Genomic DNA, 15799 nt, shown 5'->3' with positions numbered 1-15799 from the left:
CTTACTCCCCCCGGATCTATGAAGCGGATAGGCCTATTCCTTCATACTGTTGATCCAGTCGGAGATCAGTTTAACCCCTTCCGCATGGGCAACGGTTCGTCCGAGTTCGGGCATCATCACACCCGGATCGACCGATTCCATACGGAACGGAATGATGGACCGGTCTGCATGACCGGGATCAATGTCATAGGCGAGGTCGCCAGAGCCGCGACCAGCGGCCACAGGGCGCTTCTTCACCCCCACCTGGTTCATGCGCGTTTCGCCGTACGTGAGAAACAGTCCGGACGTCGAGGCAGGCCCTTCCTCACGGTGGCAGTGCGCACAATTGACATCAAGATAGGCCCGCGCCCGCGCATCAAGGCTCGCTGCCTCGTCATCCGGCGCCGGCACGCGCGGCGCCTGGTCGGGCGACGGTGCACCGGTCAGGAAGCCGATGGCGGAAAGATGGGCCAGCTGGTTCTGCGATGAACCGCTATAGACATTGTCGCGGTTCAGGTTCCGCGCCTTGGGGCCGATTGGCGACACTGCCTTGTCGAGCACATGGCAGCCTTTGCACTGGTTCTTGTTCGGCACCACATACTGGATGCTTCGCGTCGCGCCGCTTTCATCGGTCCAGCTGACCGGGATGGTGGCGCCTGCCACCTTCAGGACGGCGTCCGACTGATCCTCGTTCCAGACATAGGCCCAGGTGACCCAGCCTTCGGCCTGATGGATCAGGAGACGCGTTTCAAGCAGGCGTATGTTTTCTTCCGGTTTGCGGAAATCGGCGGGATAGGCAAAGGTTTTGACAAGCGCGCTGCCGACCGGGAAATCCAGGACTTCCGTATCGTCATAGGCGGCCGTCTTGCCTTCCGGCACATAGATGAAGCGGAACTTGTGGGCATAATCGGTGAAAAGCGGGCTGATCAGCTCGTATGCCACCACCCGTTCGCCCGGCACCTGTGCGGCCCCATCGGCAAAAAGGCCATAGTCCGACAGCAGTTTGGCCGGACGCTTGGCCATCAACACGGCGTCATTGACGGCAGCCGCCGCACCCGAAAGTGCAAACAGGGCTGAAAATACCGTCAAAAATCCGAACAGACGCCTCATTCCGCGTTCCTCTTCACATCTCTACCTGTAAAAGCCGGGGCCTGCCGGAAAGGGCAAACCCCGCCTTCATCACTTGTCCTGCGGCAGCTTGATCGCATCGCGCGGCGGCAGGGTCCCTTGATATTCTTCAAGCTCGAAGGTCGGCGAAACGTCCCACGGCAGGATCATGTCGCGCACCACATTGAGGTTCGCGACCTTCACCGTCGGGGCTTCCTTCACATAAACGCCCTTGCCTTCGTCAGCGCCGAAGAAGGCCGCCCAGATACCATCCACAGCACCGTCCCACACAATATCGGGGATCGGCATGCCGGTGAGGGGTGCTACCAGATCCTTCACCGCCTTGTCCGGGTCCCAGCCCGAGCGGCCATAGGTGTTGTCGTGGATATAGATGTTGCGCGGCAGCGGATCGAATTCGGGATCGTTATAGTCGCGCTGGTAAGCGTTCACCGACACGTTCACCGAGGCATTGTCGTAAAACTCGTTGCCGAAGACCTCGACATCATGGTTCGCCATCACGATGAGGCCGGTGCCACGCGGCACACTGCCAACCACATTGCCCGGAGGCGCGAAATTGGCGGTGTCGTTGGCGAACGATTTGTTGTTGAAGACGCGGATCGAATGGCCGCCCTTCTGGGGCAGGTTCGGCATGTCGAAAATCAGGATGCCGCCGGTGTTGCGCGTCGCGACGTTATCGTAAACGTCCGCGAAATAGCAGTTCTCGATCTCGATACCGGCCACGTTGAACTCGGCGCGGCTGTTACGCACGATGATCTGCTGGCTCTGGCCGACATAGATGCCGGCGTCCGAAGCACCGCGCACCACGGCGCCGTCGATCAGCACATTTTTCGATTCCACGGGATAAAGGCCATAAGCGCCATTCTCGGCGTTGGGCCCACGTGTCCATTCGACGCGCACATCCTTGAAGGTGATCTGGTCGACACCCTTGGCCTTGATGCCGTCGCCGGGCGTGTCCTCGATTGCCAGATTCTCGATCCAGGCGCCGCCTGCGGTTACCAGAAGGCCTTCCGAGCCGGTGGTCTGCCCCTTGAACGACAGGATTGTCTGGTCCATGCCCGCACCGCGAAGCGTGATGTTCGGCACGTCAAGCGACAGGGCGCCCGTCAGGTTATAGATGCCGGCGCCAAGCTCGATCACGCTGCCCGGTTCTGCAAGGATCAGGGCTTCCTGAATATCTTCCTGTGCATTATCGCCCGGATTGACACGGATCACATTGTCCGCCACTGCCGCTTCTTCGGTCGCGGCCGACACCGTTTCTGTTTCCGCCTGCGCCCAGGCGAGCGCACTGGTGCCAAGGCACAAGGCTACCGCCGCTGATTTGAAAATGATGTTCATGGGTCCCCTCGTCGCACAAATAAACACGCCCCCCGGCATGACCCGCCGGAGCCCGATGTCCGATACGTCAAGGCTGCCTATTCTGGACCCGTCCGTCAAGAAAAAGATGAAACGATTTCATTTTTTGCCGATTTGGCTAGACTGGTGTCATGACGCACCCCATACAGTGGGCAGCGCAACAAGAAGGAAAACAGGTGACAACGCGCCCCGCCATCCGCAAGGAACCCCGGCAGGCCCGCGCCAAGGCCCGGGTCAAATCCCTGATCGAAGCAACCGAACGGCTGCTGGTGGCAACACCGGAAGCGGAAACCGCCGCCCTTTCCACCACCGCCATCGCGCGCGAGGCGGGCGTGCCTGTGGGCTCGGTTTACCAGTATTTCGAAAGCCTTGATTCGATCCTTGAGGTGCTGCGCGAGCGCGCCCACGACGAAGTGATGCAGGTGGTGGCGGACGAACTGCAGCGCATCGGTGAACATTCGGACTGGAGCGTCACCAACCGCCACCTGATCAAGAGCTTTTGGGCCACGGCCCGCGCGCACCCCACATTCTGCCGGCTGACGCGCTATGAAAACAGCACCCAGCCGCTCTGGAACACAATCCCCGGACCGGGCAGCTGGCTGGACCGTCTCATCCGCGAAGCGCTGGCGAAAACTGACCGTACCCCTCCGGCCGACCGGCTGGAAGCGCAGGTACGCACCCTGACGGCTGCAATCTCGGTGCTGACCGATCAGGCCATCGAAGAGCAGGACGAAGCCCGCGCCGAAGTGCTGGTTGATGAAATGATCCGGCTCGTTGCCGGTTATCTCGCCTGAGGTCAGCCCTTGCGGCGCGATGCTTTTCCGCCACCGCCCGCCATCGACAGAAAACCGATGATGAAGCCGGCGTCATACCAGCCGCCGCTATTGGGCACGCTGTAAACCGCGATACCGTCTGAAAACAGGCTGCCGATGAAGGCGAAGGGGGCGATGAAGCCATGAAGAAGCCCCCAGAAGAATCCGGGGGCTGTTTCACTCACGGAAACGGAAGGGTCGGCCACGGCGCACGCCGACAGCATCAAAAGAAGCAGGACCGGCGCGGCTTTCATGGCAATTCTCCCGTTGTCTATTCGGTCAGGTCGTCCCAGAGGTCCTTGACCTTGGCGAAAAAACCTTGCGAGCGGGGCGAGACATCGTCACCCGAAATCTCGGCAAATTCCTCAAGGATCTCGCGCTGGCGCTTCGACAGGTTGACCGGGGTTTCAACCATTGTTTCGATGATCATGTCGCCGGTATAGCCGCCGTTGAGCTCAGGCATGCCCTTGCCGCGCAGGCGGAACTGCTTGCCCGACTGGGTGCCTTCCGGGATCTTGATGCGCGCGCGGCTGCCGTCCACGACCGGCACCTCGATGGTGCCGCCAAGGGCCGCAGTCGTCAACGGGATTGGAACCTGACAATAAAGCATGTCGCGGTCGCGCCGGAACAGCGGATGCGGCTTCACGCTGAGGAAAATGTAAAGGTCACCGGGTGGTGCGCCGCGCGTGCCTGCCTCGCCCTTGCCGGAGAGGCGGATACGGGTGCCGTCTTCCACGCCTTGCGGGATTTTAACCTCGAGGGTGCTTTCCTTCGCCACCCTTCCGGCGCCGTGGCAAGCCTTGCACGGCTTGGTGATCACACGACCCGCGCCCTGACATTTGGGGCAGGTGCGTTCCACCATGAAAAAGCCCTGCGTGGTGCGAATCTTGCCAGCACCGTTACAGGTGTCGCACACCTCGGGCGCCGTACCGGGAGCAGCGCCCGATCCTTCACACGCGCCGCAGCTTTCGCTGCCGGGCACGGTGATCGTCGTCGTCTTGCCGTGATAGGCATCCTCAAGGCTGATTTCCATGTTGAAGCGCATGTCTGCGCCCCGGCCGCTACCGCCGCCGCCCCGGCGCGAGCCACGTCCACCGCCGCCCATGAAGTCGCCAAAGAATTCCTCGAAAATATCGTTCACATTGAAGCCGGCGCCGCCGTGGCCACCCGGACCACCGCCCATGCCGCCCTCGAACGCTGCGTGGCCATACCGGTCGTAGGCCGCACGTTTCTCGGGATCCTTCAGGACATCGTAGGCTTCGTTGATTTCCTTGAACTTCTGTTCGGCGGTCGCATCGCCCGGATTGCGATCCGGGTGATATTGCATCGCGGCTTTGCGGAAGGCTTTTTTCAGCGCATCCGCATCGGCATCGCGGCCGACCCCCAGAAGGTCATAATAGTCTTGCTTCGCCACGTCGGTCTTCTCCGTCTTGGCCGAAGGGTCGTATCTTAAAAAGCAAAGGGGCGCTGCCAGGTCTTGCCTATTGCAATCGTCCGGCAAGCGCCCCTTGTCTCTCACCCTTCCATGGTAAGGGCGCGTTATTTTTTGTTGTTTTCGTCGACTTCTTCAAAGTCCACGTCGACAACATCGTCGCCGCTTTCGGCTTCGTCTGCGCCGGCCGCTTTCGCACCGCCGGCCGCAGCGCCGCCCTCAGCGTCCGCCTTGTAGATCTGCTCGCCAAGCTTCATGGCGACCTGGGCAAGCGCCTCGGTCTTCTGGCGGATCGCGTCGGTGTCTTCACCGCCGAGCACGCCGCGCAGGGCCGCAATCGCATCTTCCACCGGCTTCTTGTCGGCGTCGGCAATCTTGTCCTTGTTCTCGGCAAGCGTCTTCTCGGTGGAGTGGATGAGTGCTTCCGCCTGGTTCTTCACTTCAACGAGTTCACGACGCTTCTTGTCAGCTTCGGCATTGGCTTCAGCGTCTTTCACCATCTTGTCGATGTCGGCGTCCGAAAGGCCGCCCGACGCCTGGATCTTGATCTGCTGTTCCTTGCCGGTGCCCTTGTCCTTGGCCGACACATTCACAATACCGTTGGCATCGATATCGAAGGTCACCTCGATCTGCGGCACGCCGCGCGGAGCCGCCGGAATACCCAGAAGGTCGAACTGGCCAAGGAGCTTGTTGTCCGCCGCCATTTCGCGCTCGCCCTGGAAGACCCGGATCGTCACCGCATTCTGGTTATCCTCGGCGGTCGAGAAAATCTGGCTTTTCTTGGTCGGGATCGTGGTGTTGCGCTCGATCAGGCGGGTGAACACGCCGCCGAGCGTTTCGATACCGAGCGACAGCGGGGTCACATCGAGAAGCAGAACGTCTTTCACGTCACCCTGCAGGACGCCCGCCTGAATGGCAGCACCCATGGCCACCACTTCATCGGGGTTCACACCCTTGTGGGGCTCGCGGCCGAAGAATTCCTTCACGACTTCCTGGATCTTGGGCATGCGGGTCATGCCGCCGACAAGAACGACGTCCTGGATATCGCCGGCCTTGAGGCCTGCGTCCTTGAGCGCCTTCTTGCAGGGCTCCAGCGTGCGCTTGATCAGGTCTTCAACGAGGCTTTCGAGCTTGGCGCGGGTCAGCTTCAGCTGAAGGTGCTTCGGGCCCGAGGCATCTGCCGTGATGAAGGGCAGGTTGATTTCGGTCTGCTGCGCGGTCGACAGTTCGATCTTGGCTTTCTCGGCCGCTTCTTTGAGGCGCTGAAGCGCCATGCGGTCGGTGCGCAGATCAATGCCATTCTCTTTCTTGAACTCGTCAGCCAAGTAATCAACGAGGCGCATGTCGAAGTCTTCGCCGCCGAGGAACGTATCGCCGTTCGTCGACTTCACTTCAAACACGCCGTCACCGATCTCGAGGACCGATACGTCGAAGGTACCGCCGCCAAGGTCAAAGACCGCGATCGTGTGGCCGTCTTCTTTTTCAAGGCCGTAGGCAAGTGCGGCTGCCGTGGGCTCGTTGATGATACGCAGCACTTCAAGGCCCGCGATCTTGCCGGCGTCTTTGGTAGCCTGGCGCTGGGCGTCGTTGAAGTAAGCGGGAACGGTGATCACCGCCTGCGTGACATCTTCGCCGAGATAGCTTTCAGCCGTTTCCTTCATCTTCTGAAGGATCATGGCCGAGATCTGGCTCGGGCTGTATTTTTCGCTGTTGACCTCGACCCACGCGTCGCCGTTCGGCGACTTGACGATATGGTAGGGCACCATGCCCTTGTCTTTCTGGGTGGTCGGGTCGTCATAGGTGCGGCCGATGAGGCGCTTGATCGCGAACAGGGTGTTCACCGGGTTCGTCACCGCTTGGCGCTTGGCAGCCTGGCCGACGAGACGTTCGCCATCGTTCGAGAATGCGACCATCGAAGGCGTGGTGCGTGCGCCTTCAGAGTTTTCAATAACCTTCGGCTTGGCGCCGTCCATGATGGCGACGCAGCTGTTGGTGGTGCCGAGGTCGATACCGATTACTTTTGCCATTTTTTCCTCTTCCCTTTCAGCCGGCCGGACGCGGCCCTATCAGGCGCCGATTGTCCGGTCTCTCCGGGCTTTGCAGATACTGGAAAGCAGCCTGCGCTTTCCGTTCAGGGCCTATATAGGGGCCGCCTTCCAGCGCCGCAAGGCGGGCGAAAGAGAAATTTTAGAACCATTCCGTGCTTGAAACCCCTGATAAGGGCGGCTTATCTATCTGGCAGAACACATCCGGGTGGCGCTTCTGCCCCGCCCCACCGATTGACAAGAAGCGGATATTTGCATGGCGCACGAGGCAAAGGCCTTCATCAAGGACATCCTTGGAATCATCTTCTTCTATGTGATTTTCACAACGGTGGGCTGGGCCAGCTTCCACATTCCATCAGGATCGATGGAGCCGACACTTGAAGTGGGCGACCGCATTTTCGTGGCGAAATTCGCCTACGGCTACAATCAGTATTCGCTGCCTTTCGACCCGCCGGTCGGCGAAGACCGCCTGTTTGAAAGCGCGCCGGAGCGCGGCGATGTGGTCGTCTTCACGCTGCCATACCGCGACACCGACTATATCAAACGGGTCATCGGCCTGCCGGGCGACCGTATCCAGATGAAGGAAGGCCGCCTGTATATCAATGGTGTGCAAGTGCCCCGCAGCCCCGTGGGCGAGGTTGACTATACGAGCTACAACGGTTTTGAGACCCGCGTGAAGGAATATGACGAAACGCTGCCCGGTGGCACTGTGCACCGCATTTACGAACGCACCGACCGCGGCCGGCTCGATAACACGCCGCTTTATGTGGTGCCTGCCGACCATTATTTCATGATGGGCGACAACCGCGATGCCTCCGCCGACAGCCGCGAGATGGACGAGATGGGTTTCGTGCACAAGAAATATCTGGTGGGCCGCGCCGATATCACCACCTTCAGTCTGTATGACTGCGACCAGGGCAAGGATGTCTTCTGCCCCGTCGGCATCCCGCTCGGACGCTTCTTCAACAGCATCAATTGAGGATAGCTGAACTAACGGCATCCCCGGGCATATCTGGTTGGACGGCGCAGCTGGCCAGCGTTACGACTGGTCAACCGATCAGTTTTTGAGGTCACGCCATGCGCTATGCGCCGGTCATCGCCTTCTGGGCGCTCGGAATCCTCTGGGGCAGCAATTTCTTCTATATGAAGCTCGCCTCTGCCGTCCTTTCGCCGCTGCAGATCGTGATCTTCCGGGTCTTTTTCGGCTTTCTGGCAGTGGCTGTTTATGCCGCCGCCAAAGGCTATCTGAAGCGCGCGCACCTGAAATACACACTGCATTTCACGGTCATGGCAATCCTTGCGACCGTTTTCTATTTCGGCTGGTTCGCGGCGGGGGTCGCCCTACTGCCGTCCGGCATCGCAGGGGCGCTTTCCGGCGCCAGCCCGCTGTTCGCTTTCCTGATCGCCGCCGTCTTCCTGCCGGACGAAAAGATTACCATGCGCAAGGCCCTCGGCATCCTCGCAGGCTTTGCAGGTGTGATCCTGATCGCCGATCCCTTCGCCGCCGATATCAGCGAAGGCAATATCATCGGCGCGCTTTACATCATGATTGGCAGCGTCAGCCTTGGCGCCTCGTTCGTCTATGCCCGCAAATATGTGGCCGGCATCCAGATTCCGTCGGCGGCGCTGACGACCTACCAGCTGGCGGCGAGTCTTGTGATCCTCACGCTCATCACCGATTTTTCAGGGATGGGGGCGATTTTCGATGACAAGCCGGTGGCTGCCCTCCTTGTCGTCGGGCTCGGGCTCATGGGTACGGGCGTCGCCTATATCACCTATTATTATCTTGTATCGACGTCAGGCGCGGTGACGGCAGCGTCGGCCACCTATGTGCCGCCGGTCGTCGCGCTTTTCATCGGTACCGTGATTGCGGGCGAAGATATCGGGCTCATGGATTTTCTGGCGACCGGCCTGATTTTCACCGGCGTCCTGCTGCTGCGCGACAAGCCGAAGCCCAAGGCTATTTAAGCCAGATCGCGTCCTTGAGCTTGCCGACGAACGCACTGTGGGCGGCAAGCTCCTCTTCGCTTGGCGCGAAACTGCGTGCCTCGCGGAAGACTCGCTCGCGCTTCACCATCGTTGTGGTGCGGGTGACGGACAGATCAAGCCCCGCCTGACGGCCGCCCAGAAGCTCGATATAGACATCCGCCAGGATTTCGGCATCAAGAAGCGCGCCGTGCAGGGTGCGGTGGCCGTTTTCGATCCCGAACCGTTTGCAAAGCGCATCAAGGCTGTTGCCCGCCCCCGGAAACTTAACCCGCGCAATCGCCAGCGTATCCTTGAAACGCTTGGGTGAGATGATCCGCCGGGAAGCGTTCTCGATTTCCCAGTTGATGAATTTCATATCGAACTCGGCATTGTGGGCGACAAGGATGCTGTCGTCCCCCACATAGGCCAGAAATTCATCGACAACATCTTCAAAGAAGGGTTTGTCGGCCAGCATCGCGGTGGTGATGCCGTGCACGCGCACTGCGGATTCCGGCACTTCGCGGCGCGGATTCAGATAGATATGATAATTATTGCCGGTAAGGCTTTTGTTGATCATCTCCACGCAGCCGATCTCGATCACCCGGTCCCCGGTGAGGGGATCGAAGCCTGTGGTTTCGGTATCGAAGATGATCTCTCTCATTCGGCAGTCAACCTTTCGACAATCCTGCGCACTTCAGCCTCGGCATGCGACATCCCACGGCCGGTGTCGATCAGAAAATCGGCCCGGCGGCGTTTTTCCGCGTCCGGCATCTGGTGCGCCAGCACTTTTTCAAAACGTTCCTCGGTCATGCCGGGGCGAGCAAGCACGCGGGCCCGCTGCACTTCGGCCGGAGCTGTCACCACGACGACCTTGTCGCAGGCCTTTTCGCCACCCGTTTCAAAGAGAAGCGGTACATCAAGAACCACAAGCTTGTGGCCATCAGCGGTTGCCTGCTCGATGAAATCGCGCCGGTCTTCCATGATGAGCGGGAACATGATGCCCTGAAGCCTTTGCAAAGCTTTCTCGTTGCCGAAGACAGCAGCACCGAGCGCCTGCCGGTCCAGCATCCCGCCCTTTACAGTACCAGGAAATGCCTCGGCAATTGCCGGGATCGCCTTGCCATCTTTTGCCTGCAGCTGGTGTACAACCGCGTCGGAATCATGCACGGGCACGCCGAGCTCGCGGAACATGCCGGCAGCAGTGGACTTGCCCATGCCGATCGATCCGGTGAGGCCGAGAATGATCATCTGAAGCGCGCCTCCAGCTCAGCGACCTGACCGGCCGGTACATCCGGCAGCTGGCCGAACCAGATGCGGAAAGCCGCGCGCGCCTGCTCGACCAGCATGCCGAGCCCCGTGACTGTGCGCAGGCCACGCGCTTCGGCGCGGGTCAAAAGGTCGGTCATCAGCGGCTGATAGACGATATCGTAAACCACGCAGTCAGCGGCAGCCGCGGCGAGATCAAGTTCAAGCGACGGCTGGCCTTTCATGCCAAGCGACGTGGTGTTGGCGATAAGCCCGGCACCGCCAACTGCTGCGTGCCTGTCCGCCCAGTCAACGACCGTGACCCGGCCCCGGCCGATTTCGCTGGCGATCGCTTCGGCCTTGTCGCGACTGCGGTTCGTGATCATCACAAATGGCAGCGGCTCACCAAGAAGCCCGACGACAGCGGCACGCGCCGCACCGCCGGCACCGATCACGAGCGCAGGCCGGTCCACCGGCCAGTCAGGGACGCTGGCCTTCAGGTGCGCCATGAAGCCGGTGCCATCGGTATTATAGCCGGTGGCTTTGCCGGTTGCATCAAACGCCACCACATTCACCGCGCCCATCTGGCGGGCAACGGGCGCAAGCGCATCAAGATAGGGAATGATCGCCGTCTTGTGCGGCACGGTTATGTTGAAGCCCCGAAGGCCCAGATCCCGAAACGCCGGTATCACACTGGCAAGGGCCTCGGGCGGCACATCGACCGCGCGGTACCGCCCCCCGATACCCGCGCCGGCAAGCCACGGATTATGCAGGTTCGGCGACAGCGAATGGCCAACCGGATGGCCGATCACGCCCGCAATCGTCCCGGTGACTGCACTGGAGGTAAGATCGACGAAGGATACATGGTCGCTCATAAGGGAACCTGTCCGTAACGGCGGAGAAGATCGAGAAGCGGCAACAGCGGCAGCCCAAGGACGGTGAAATAGTCGCCTTCAACCCGCGTGAAAAGCTGGGCACCAAGCCCTTCGAGCTGATAGGCGCCGGCACTTTCAAAAGCAACGTCGCCCATCTGGTCGAGATAATCTTCAATGAAAACATCGCTCAGCGGCCGCATGTCGAGCCGGGCCTTGTCCACATGGCGCCAGATCGGCTGGCCGTCGAGCGCCACGACCACCGCTGAAAGCAGTTCATGCCGGTTGCCCGACAGCGCCTTCAGCTTGGCGACAGCATCTCTGCGGTCCAGAGCTTTTGAAATGATCCGGTCACCGAGCACCAGGACTTGGTCGCCGCCGATCACAAGCGCACCCGGATAGCGCGCTGATACGGCAACCGCCTTCAGTTCGGCAAGCGCATCAGCGATATCGCGCGGTGATGCGCCCTCGGCAATGAGGGAATCCTTCAGGGCTTCTTCATCAACCGGCGGACGGACGGCCTCCACCGCCAGACCGGCGGCCGCAAACATGGCCCGGCGAGTCTTGCTGCCGGTCGCCAGGATAACCCCCCTCACATCACTCATGCGCTGCCCTCGCGGCGGGCCTCCAGCCAGGCGTGATACTTGTGGATGATGGCCGCGGCTGATTCCTCGATCGAGCGGCGGGTGACATCAAGGACCGGCCAGCCCCGCTCGCTGCAATAGCGGCGGCAGGCGGCGATTTCGGTCTTGATATGCTCCTCGTCCGTATAGCAGCCGTCGTCATCCTTATGCAGCGACCGCAGCCGGTTGGTGCGGATCGCCACCAGCCGGTCCGGGCTCGTGGTAAGGCCGATCACGAATGTATCCTTCAGATGGTCCAGTTCCTCCGGCATCGGCACGTTCGGCACAAACGGCACGTTCGCCGTCTTGTAGCCCTTGTTGGCAAGATAGATGCTGGTTGGTGTTTTCGAGGACCGAGACACACCGACAAGCACGATATCGGCTTCGAACAATTCTTCCGTCATCTGGCCGTCGTCGTGCGCCATTGTGTAATGGAGTGCATCGATCCGGCGGAAATAATTGGCGTCCATCATATGCTGCTTGCCGACACTATGAGACGCCTGCACGCCGAAATAAGTGCCGAGAAGATTGATGACAGGATCAAGGATCGACAGGACCGGCAGGTTTGCGGCCTGACAGCCTTCTTCCAGCGCCTGCCGGATTTTCGGGTTCACGAGCGTGTACATGACAAGGCCCGGATCCTCGCGGATGTCTTCCATCAGCCGTTCCATCTGCATGGCCGAGCGGATGAGCGGCCAGTTATGCTTCTGGACCCTCACACCTTCGAACTGGACGAGAGCGGCGCCGACCGTTGCTTCAAGCGTCTCGCCGGTCGAATCCGACACCAGATGCACGTGGAAAATCCGTTCCCCCGGGTTTTCCCCTTCCCGGAAAGGGGCGGTCGGCATGTCGGTCAGATCGTTCATGTATAACTCACTGGGATAAGCTGTGGATAACCTGTTGGCCAGACTATGAAGAAACAGACTAGGGCGGATTCCCACATTTTGCGACAGCTTTATACCAGTGCTTGTGCCTTCCATCCACTGGCCGGCAAAACCGGGATGACCGGGGAATGAAACTGGCTGGAAATAGCCTTTTCCCCACAATCCCATTCTAACGATCGCCCGAATTCCTGTCTAAACGCCGGTTTATCCGCAGATCTTTCCACAGATTTTCCATGGCCGCCGCCACTTGTGGAAAACTGTGTATAAAGATGTGGAAAAACATTTATCCACAGGATTCACAGGCATCCACTACCGCAACAATATTTTTGATTCATATAAGAAGATTGAATAGGGTACGCCCGGTTTCCGAGTTTCGACACGCATTGAAAGGCGTCCCTTCACCATGACCAGGCTTCTGCTTGAAACGCTCAAGAACAATCCGGGCGACCGTGTACCCTTCTGGTTCATGCGTCAGGCAGGGCGCTATCTCCCTGAATATCTGGAAACCCGGGCGAAATCGAAATCCTTCATGGATTTCTGCTATAGCCCCGACCTTGCAACCGAAGTGACCCTGCAGCCGATCCGCCGCTATGGCATGGACGGCGCGATCCTCTTTGCCGACATTCTTGTCGTACCCGACGGATTGGGTCAGCAGGTATGGTTCGAGACAGGCCACGGACCTCGCCTCACGCCGGTCAATGACGAAGCCACCTTCTCCAAGATCGGCATGACGGGCTTTCATGAAAAGGTCGGTGCTGTTTACGAAACCGTCAGGCGCCTGCGGAAAGAGTTGCCGGACGAGGTGACGCTACTCGGGTTTGCCGGGGCGCCGTGGACAGTCGCGACCTATATGGTTGAAGGATCGGGCAGCAAGGATCACGGGGCCGCGCGGCTTCTCGGGTACTCGAAACCCGGCCTTTTCGGGCGGCTTCTTGATATGCTTGTTGAGGCCACGAGCGAATATCTGATCGCGCAGATCGATGCCGGCGCCGATGCCGTGCAGATTTTTGACAGCTGGTCGGCGGCGCTCCCTGAGCCCGCCTTCGACAATTGGGTGATCGAGCCGACCCGCGCCATCGTTTCGCGCATCCGGGCCAAGCACAAGGAAGTGCCGATCATCGGTTTCCCCCGCCTTGCCGGCAGCCTTTACAAAAAATATGTCCGTGAAACCGGTGTGAATGCCGTGTCGCTGGACACCGGCGTATCGCTGAAAATCGGCCGCGATATCCAGAATATGGTGCCGGTGCAGGGCAACCTCGATCCCTGGCATGTGGTGGCAGGTGGCGGTGGTATGGTGGCCGAAACGCTGCGCATCCTGGAAGGGCTTGCAGGGGGTGCGCATGTCTTCAACCTCGGCCATGGTTTCGTGCCGCAAACCAATCCCGAGCATGTGGCTGAGCTCGCCAAGACCATCAAGACTTTCCGGCGGTAAGGGAGGCGCAGAGCCATGGGAATCGAAGGCTTTCTGGGTGATTTTTACCTCTGGGTGAAGGCGCTGCATGTGATCAGCGTTATCTTCTGGATGGCCGGACTTTTCCTGATGCCGCGGTATCTTGCTCATCATATGGATTACCCCGCTGGCGGCAGCGAGGATGCGCGCTGGATCGAGCGGGAAGCCAAGCTCGCCAAAATCATCCTTGGCCCCGCTATGCACGCGGCCTGGACCTTCGGCATCCTCCTGATCCTCAATATCGGCTTCGATGCCGGCATCTGGCTTTATGTGAAACTAGGGGCGGTAATCGCGCTCACGATTTTTCAGGTGTTTGTGGCCCGCTGGCGCAAGCAGGCGGCGGTCGGGATACGCCATCACGACAGCCGTTTCTTCCGCATGGTCAACGAGATACCGGCCTTCGTCATCATCATCGCGGTGATCATGGTGATCGTTCGCCCCTTCTGACGACAGGCCCGGTTTCCAAATTGCTTGACAGCTAGGTGGGTCATGCTAGCTTTATCTCACATCGGAAATGTCTTCATCCGGTGCCACCTCTGACTATCCGCCCCGTTTCCCGGCCAATCCATCTCTGTCCATCGTAATCTGACCGAGCGGCCGCACAACGGAATGTTCTGAATATTCGAGCCATCGAGCCCCAGGACAAACGCCCGGATCCAGACCTGCCAATCCCAGCGATATCGGACGATCCCATGCATCTTCAGGATCTTAAGAAGAAATCACCCGCAGACCTTCTCTCGCTTGCCGAAGAGGTCGGCGTTGAAAACGCATCATCGATGCGCAAGCAGGACATGATGTTCGCCATCCTCAAGCAACTGGCTGAGGACGAGGTCGAAATCATGGGCGGCGGCGTGATCGAGATCCTCTCGGATGGCTTCGGCTTCCTTCGGAGTCCCGAGGCAAACTATCTGCCCGGTCCCGACGACATCTATGTGAGCCCATCGCAGGTGCGGCGTTTCGGCCTCCGGACCGGTGACACGGTCGAAGGCCAGATCCGCGCGCCGAAGGACGGCGAACGCTATTTCGCGCTTCTGAAAGTTTCGGCGATCAATTTTGAGGAGCCGGAAAAAGCCCGTCACAAGGTTCACTTCGACAACCTGACGCCGCTTTACCCGGACGAGCGCCTGAAGCTTGACCCCAACGATCCGACCGTGAAGGACAAGAGCCCGCGGGTCATCGATCTTGTAGCCCCCATCGGCAAGGGCCAGCGCGCGCTCATCGTGGCGCCGCCGCGCACCGGTAAAACCGTTCTCCTGCAGAATATCGCCCAGTCGATCACCCGCAATCATCCGGAATGCTTCCTGATCGTTCTTCTGATCGACGAACGCCCCGAGGAAGTGACGGACATGCAGCGCAGCGTGAATGGCGAGGTCGTTTCCTCGACCTTCGACGAGCCCGCTGCCCGCCACGTCCAGGTTGCCGAAATGGTGATCGAAAAAGCCAAGCGGCTGGTGGAACATGGCAAGGATGTGATCATCCTTCTGGATTCGATCACCCGCCTTGCCCGCGCCTACAACACCGTGGTGCCGTCATCCGGCAAGGTGCTGACGGGTGGTGTGGACGCGAACGCCCTGCAGCGCCCCAAGCGCTTCTTCGGTGCGGCAAGGAATATCGAGGAAGGCGGCTCGCTTTCGATCATCGCAACCGCACTCATCGATACCGGCAGCCGTATGGACGAAGTGATCTTCGAGGAATTCAAGGGCACCGGTAACAGCGAAATTGTGCTCGACCGCAAAGTGGCCGACAAGCGCGTCTTCCCGGCGATTGATATCCTCAAATCCGGCACCCGGAAAGAAGAGCTGCTCGTCGATCAGGGTGTGCTCGCCAAAATGTGGGTCCTTCGCCGTATCCTCACGCCCATGGGCACCGTGGACGCGATGGAATTCCTGCTTGCCAAGCTCAAGGATGCCAAGAACAACGACGAATTCTTCCAGCAGATGAACAACTAGGTTCAATTCTGGAAATTGACAGTCAGCTAAGGGGTCCGATGATCGGGCCCCTTATCGTT

The 15799-nt window shown here is 59.8% G+C and carries 16 protein-coding genes; 6 read left to right on the top strand and 10 right to left on the bottom strand.

What is annotated here, in order from left to right; translation table 11 throughout:
* Window positions 1-33: 33 nt before the first annotated feature.
* Both OU694_RS10940 and OU694_RS10935 read right to left on the bottom strand, forming a co-directional pair.
* Window positions 34-1089, bottom strand: a complete 1056-nt coding sequence (locus tag OU694_RS10940; protein ID WP_308911044.1) for an SO2930 family diheme c-type cytochrome — start codon at window positions 1087-1089, stop codon at window positions 34-36.
* A 69-nt stretch (window positions 1090-1158) separates the two neighbouring features.
* On the bottom strand, window positions 1159-2442 hold the full coding sequence (locus tag OU694_RS10935) for a parallel beta-helix domain-containing protein (RefSeq protein WP_308911043.1): 1284 nt from the start codon (window positions 2440-2442) through the stop codon (window positions 1159-1161).
* 194 nt (window positions 2443-2636) lie between these two features.
* Between OU694_RS10935 and OU694_RS10930 the strand changes: the two genes are divergently transcribed.
* On the top strand, window positions 2637-3254 hold the full coding sequence (locus OU694_RS10930; RefSeq protein WP_308911042.1) for a TetR/AcrR family transcriptional regulator: 618 nt from the start codon (window positions 2637-2639) through the stop codon (window positions 3252-3254).
* A gap of 2 nt (window positions 3255-3256) precedes the next feature.
* Here the strand turns inward: OU694_RS10930 and OU694_RS10925 are convergent, their stop codons facing one another.
* The 3 genes from OU694_RS10925 to dnaK all read right to left on the bottom strand — a co-directional run bounded on the left by OU694_RS10925 (window position 3257) and on the right by dnaK (window position 6731).
* Window positions 3257-3526, bottom strand: a complete 270-nt coding sequence (locus OU694_RS10925; protein ID WP_308911041.1) for a hypothetical protein — start codon at window positions 3524-3526, stop codon at window positions 3257-3259.
* 17 nt (window positions 3527-3543) lie between these two features.
* Window positions 3544-4686, bottom strand: a complete 1143-nt coding sequence (gene dnaJ, locus OU694_RS10920; protein ID WP_308911040.1) for a molecular chaperone DnaJ — start codon at window positions 4684-4686, stop codon at window positions 3544-3546.
* 125 nt (window positions 4687-4811) lie between these two features.
* Window positions 4812-6731, bottom strand: a complete 1920-nt coding sequence (gene dnaK / locus OU694_RS10915) for a molecular chaperone DnaK (protein ID WP_308911039.1) — start codon at window positions 6729-6731, stop codon at window positions 4812-4814.
* Between the two features lie 274 nt (window positions 6732-7005).
* Between dnaK and lepB the strand changes: the two genes are divergently transcribed.
* Both lepB and OU694_RS10905 read left to right on the top strand, forming a co-directional pair.
* Entirely contained in the window at window positions 7006-7728 is a 723-nt protein-coding gene (gene lepB / locus OU694_RS10910) for a signal peptidase I (protein ID WP_308911038.1), read from the top strand.
* Between the two features lie 98 nt (window positions 7729-7826).
* Entirely contained in the window at window positions 7827-8717 is an 891-nt protein-coding gene (locus OU694_RS10905; protein WP_308911037.1) for a DMT family transporter, read from the top strand.
* On the opposite strand, the gene dnaQ is transcribed toward OU694_RS10905, so the two are convergent.
* From dnaQ to OU694_RS10880, 5 genes are read right to left on the bottom strand one after another with little or no spacing between them, the layout of a single operon-like run.
* The gene (gene dnaQ, locus OU694_RS10900) at window positions 8710-9378 is read right to left on the bottom strand and encodes a DNA polymerase III subunit epsilon (protein WP_308911036.1); all 669 of its coding nucleotides are present in this window, start codon (window positions 9376-9378) and stop codon (window positions 8710-8712) included. The genes OU694_RS10905 and dnaQ overlap by 8 nt on opposite strands.
* Window positions 9375-9965 carry a dephospho-CoA kinase gene (gene coaE / locus OU694_RS10895; RefSeq protein ID WP_308911035.1) on the bottom strand — a complete coding sequence of 197 codons (591 nt, stop codon included), beginning with the start codon at window positions 9963-9965 and terminating at the stop codon, window positions 9375-9377. The genes dnaQ and coaE overlap by 4 nt, the downstream gene beginning before the upstream one ends.
* Window positions 9962-10837 (bottom strand): shikimate dehydrogenase, encoded by an 876-nt coding sequence (gene aroE / locus OU694_RS10890; RefSeq protein WP_308911034.1) that lies wholly within the window; start codon window positions 10835-10837, stop codon window positions 9962-9964. Before aroE ends, coaE begins: the two co-directional genes overlap by 4 nt.
* On the bottom strand, window positions 10834-11439 hold the full coding sequence (locus tag OU694_RS10885; RefSeq protein ID WP_308911033.1) for a Maf family protein: 606 nt from the start codon (window positions 11437-11439) through the stop codon (window positions 10834-10836). The genes aroE and OU694_RS10885 overlap by 4 nt, the downstream gene beginning before the upstream one ends.
* The gene (locus OU694_RS10880) at window positions 11436-12305 is read right to left on the bottom strand and encodes a pyruvate, water dikinase regulatory protein (RefSeq protein ID WP_373460359.1); all 870 of its coding nucleotides are present in this window, start codon (window positions 12303-12305) and stop codon (window positions 11436-11438) included. Before OU694_RS10880 ends, OU694_RS10885 begins: the two co-directional genes overlap by 4 nt.
* A 439-nt stretch (window positions 12306-12744) precedes the next feature.
* Between OU694_RS10880 and hemE the strand changes: the two genes are divergently transcribed.
* From hemE to rho, 3 genes are all read left to right on the top strand, one after another.
* Window positions 12745-13773: a uroporphyrinogen decarboxylase gene (gene hemE, locus OU694_RS10875; RefSeq protein ID WP_308911031.1), complete on the top strand. Its 1029-nt coding sequence runs from the start codon at window positions 12745-12747 to the stop codon at window positions 13771-13773.
* Window positions 13774-13788: 15 nt separating this feature from the next.
* Window positions 13789-14238, top strand: a complete 450-nt coding sequence (locus OU694_RS10870) for a CopD family protein (protein ID WP_308911030.1) — start codon at window positions 13789-13791, stop codon at window positions 14236-14238.
* Between the two features lie 245 nt (window positions 14239-14483).
* Window positions 14484-15740 (top strand): transcription termination factor Rho, encoded by a 1257-nt coding sequence (gene rho / locus OU694_RS10865; protein WP_308911029.1) that lies wholly within the window; start codon window positions 14484-14486, stop codon window positions 15738-15740.
* The last annotated feature ends 59 nt before the right edge of the window (window positions 15741-15799 follow it).

Source organism: Pseudokordiimonas caeni (assembly GCF_026719705.1).
Classification (GTDB): Bacteria; Pseudomonadota; Alphaproteobacteria; order Sphingomonadales; family Kordiimonadaceae; genus Gimibacter; species Gimibacter caeni.
Note: the sequence above shows the minus strand (reverse complement) of the source record. Positions and strands in the feature narration are given on the sequence as shown.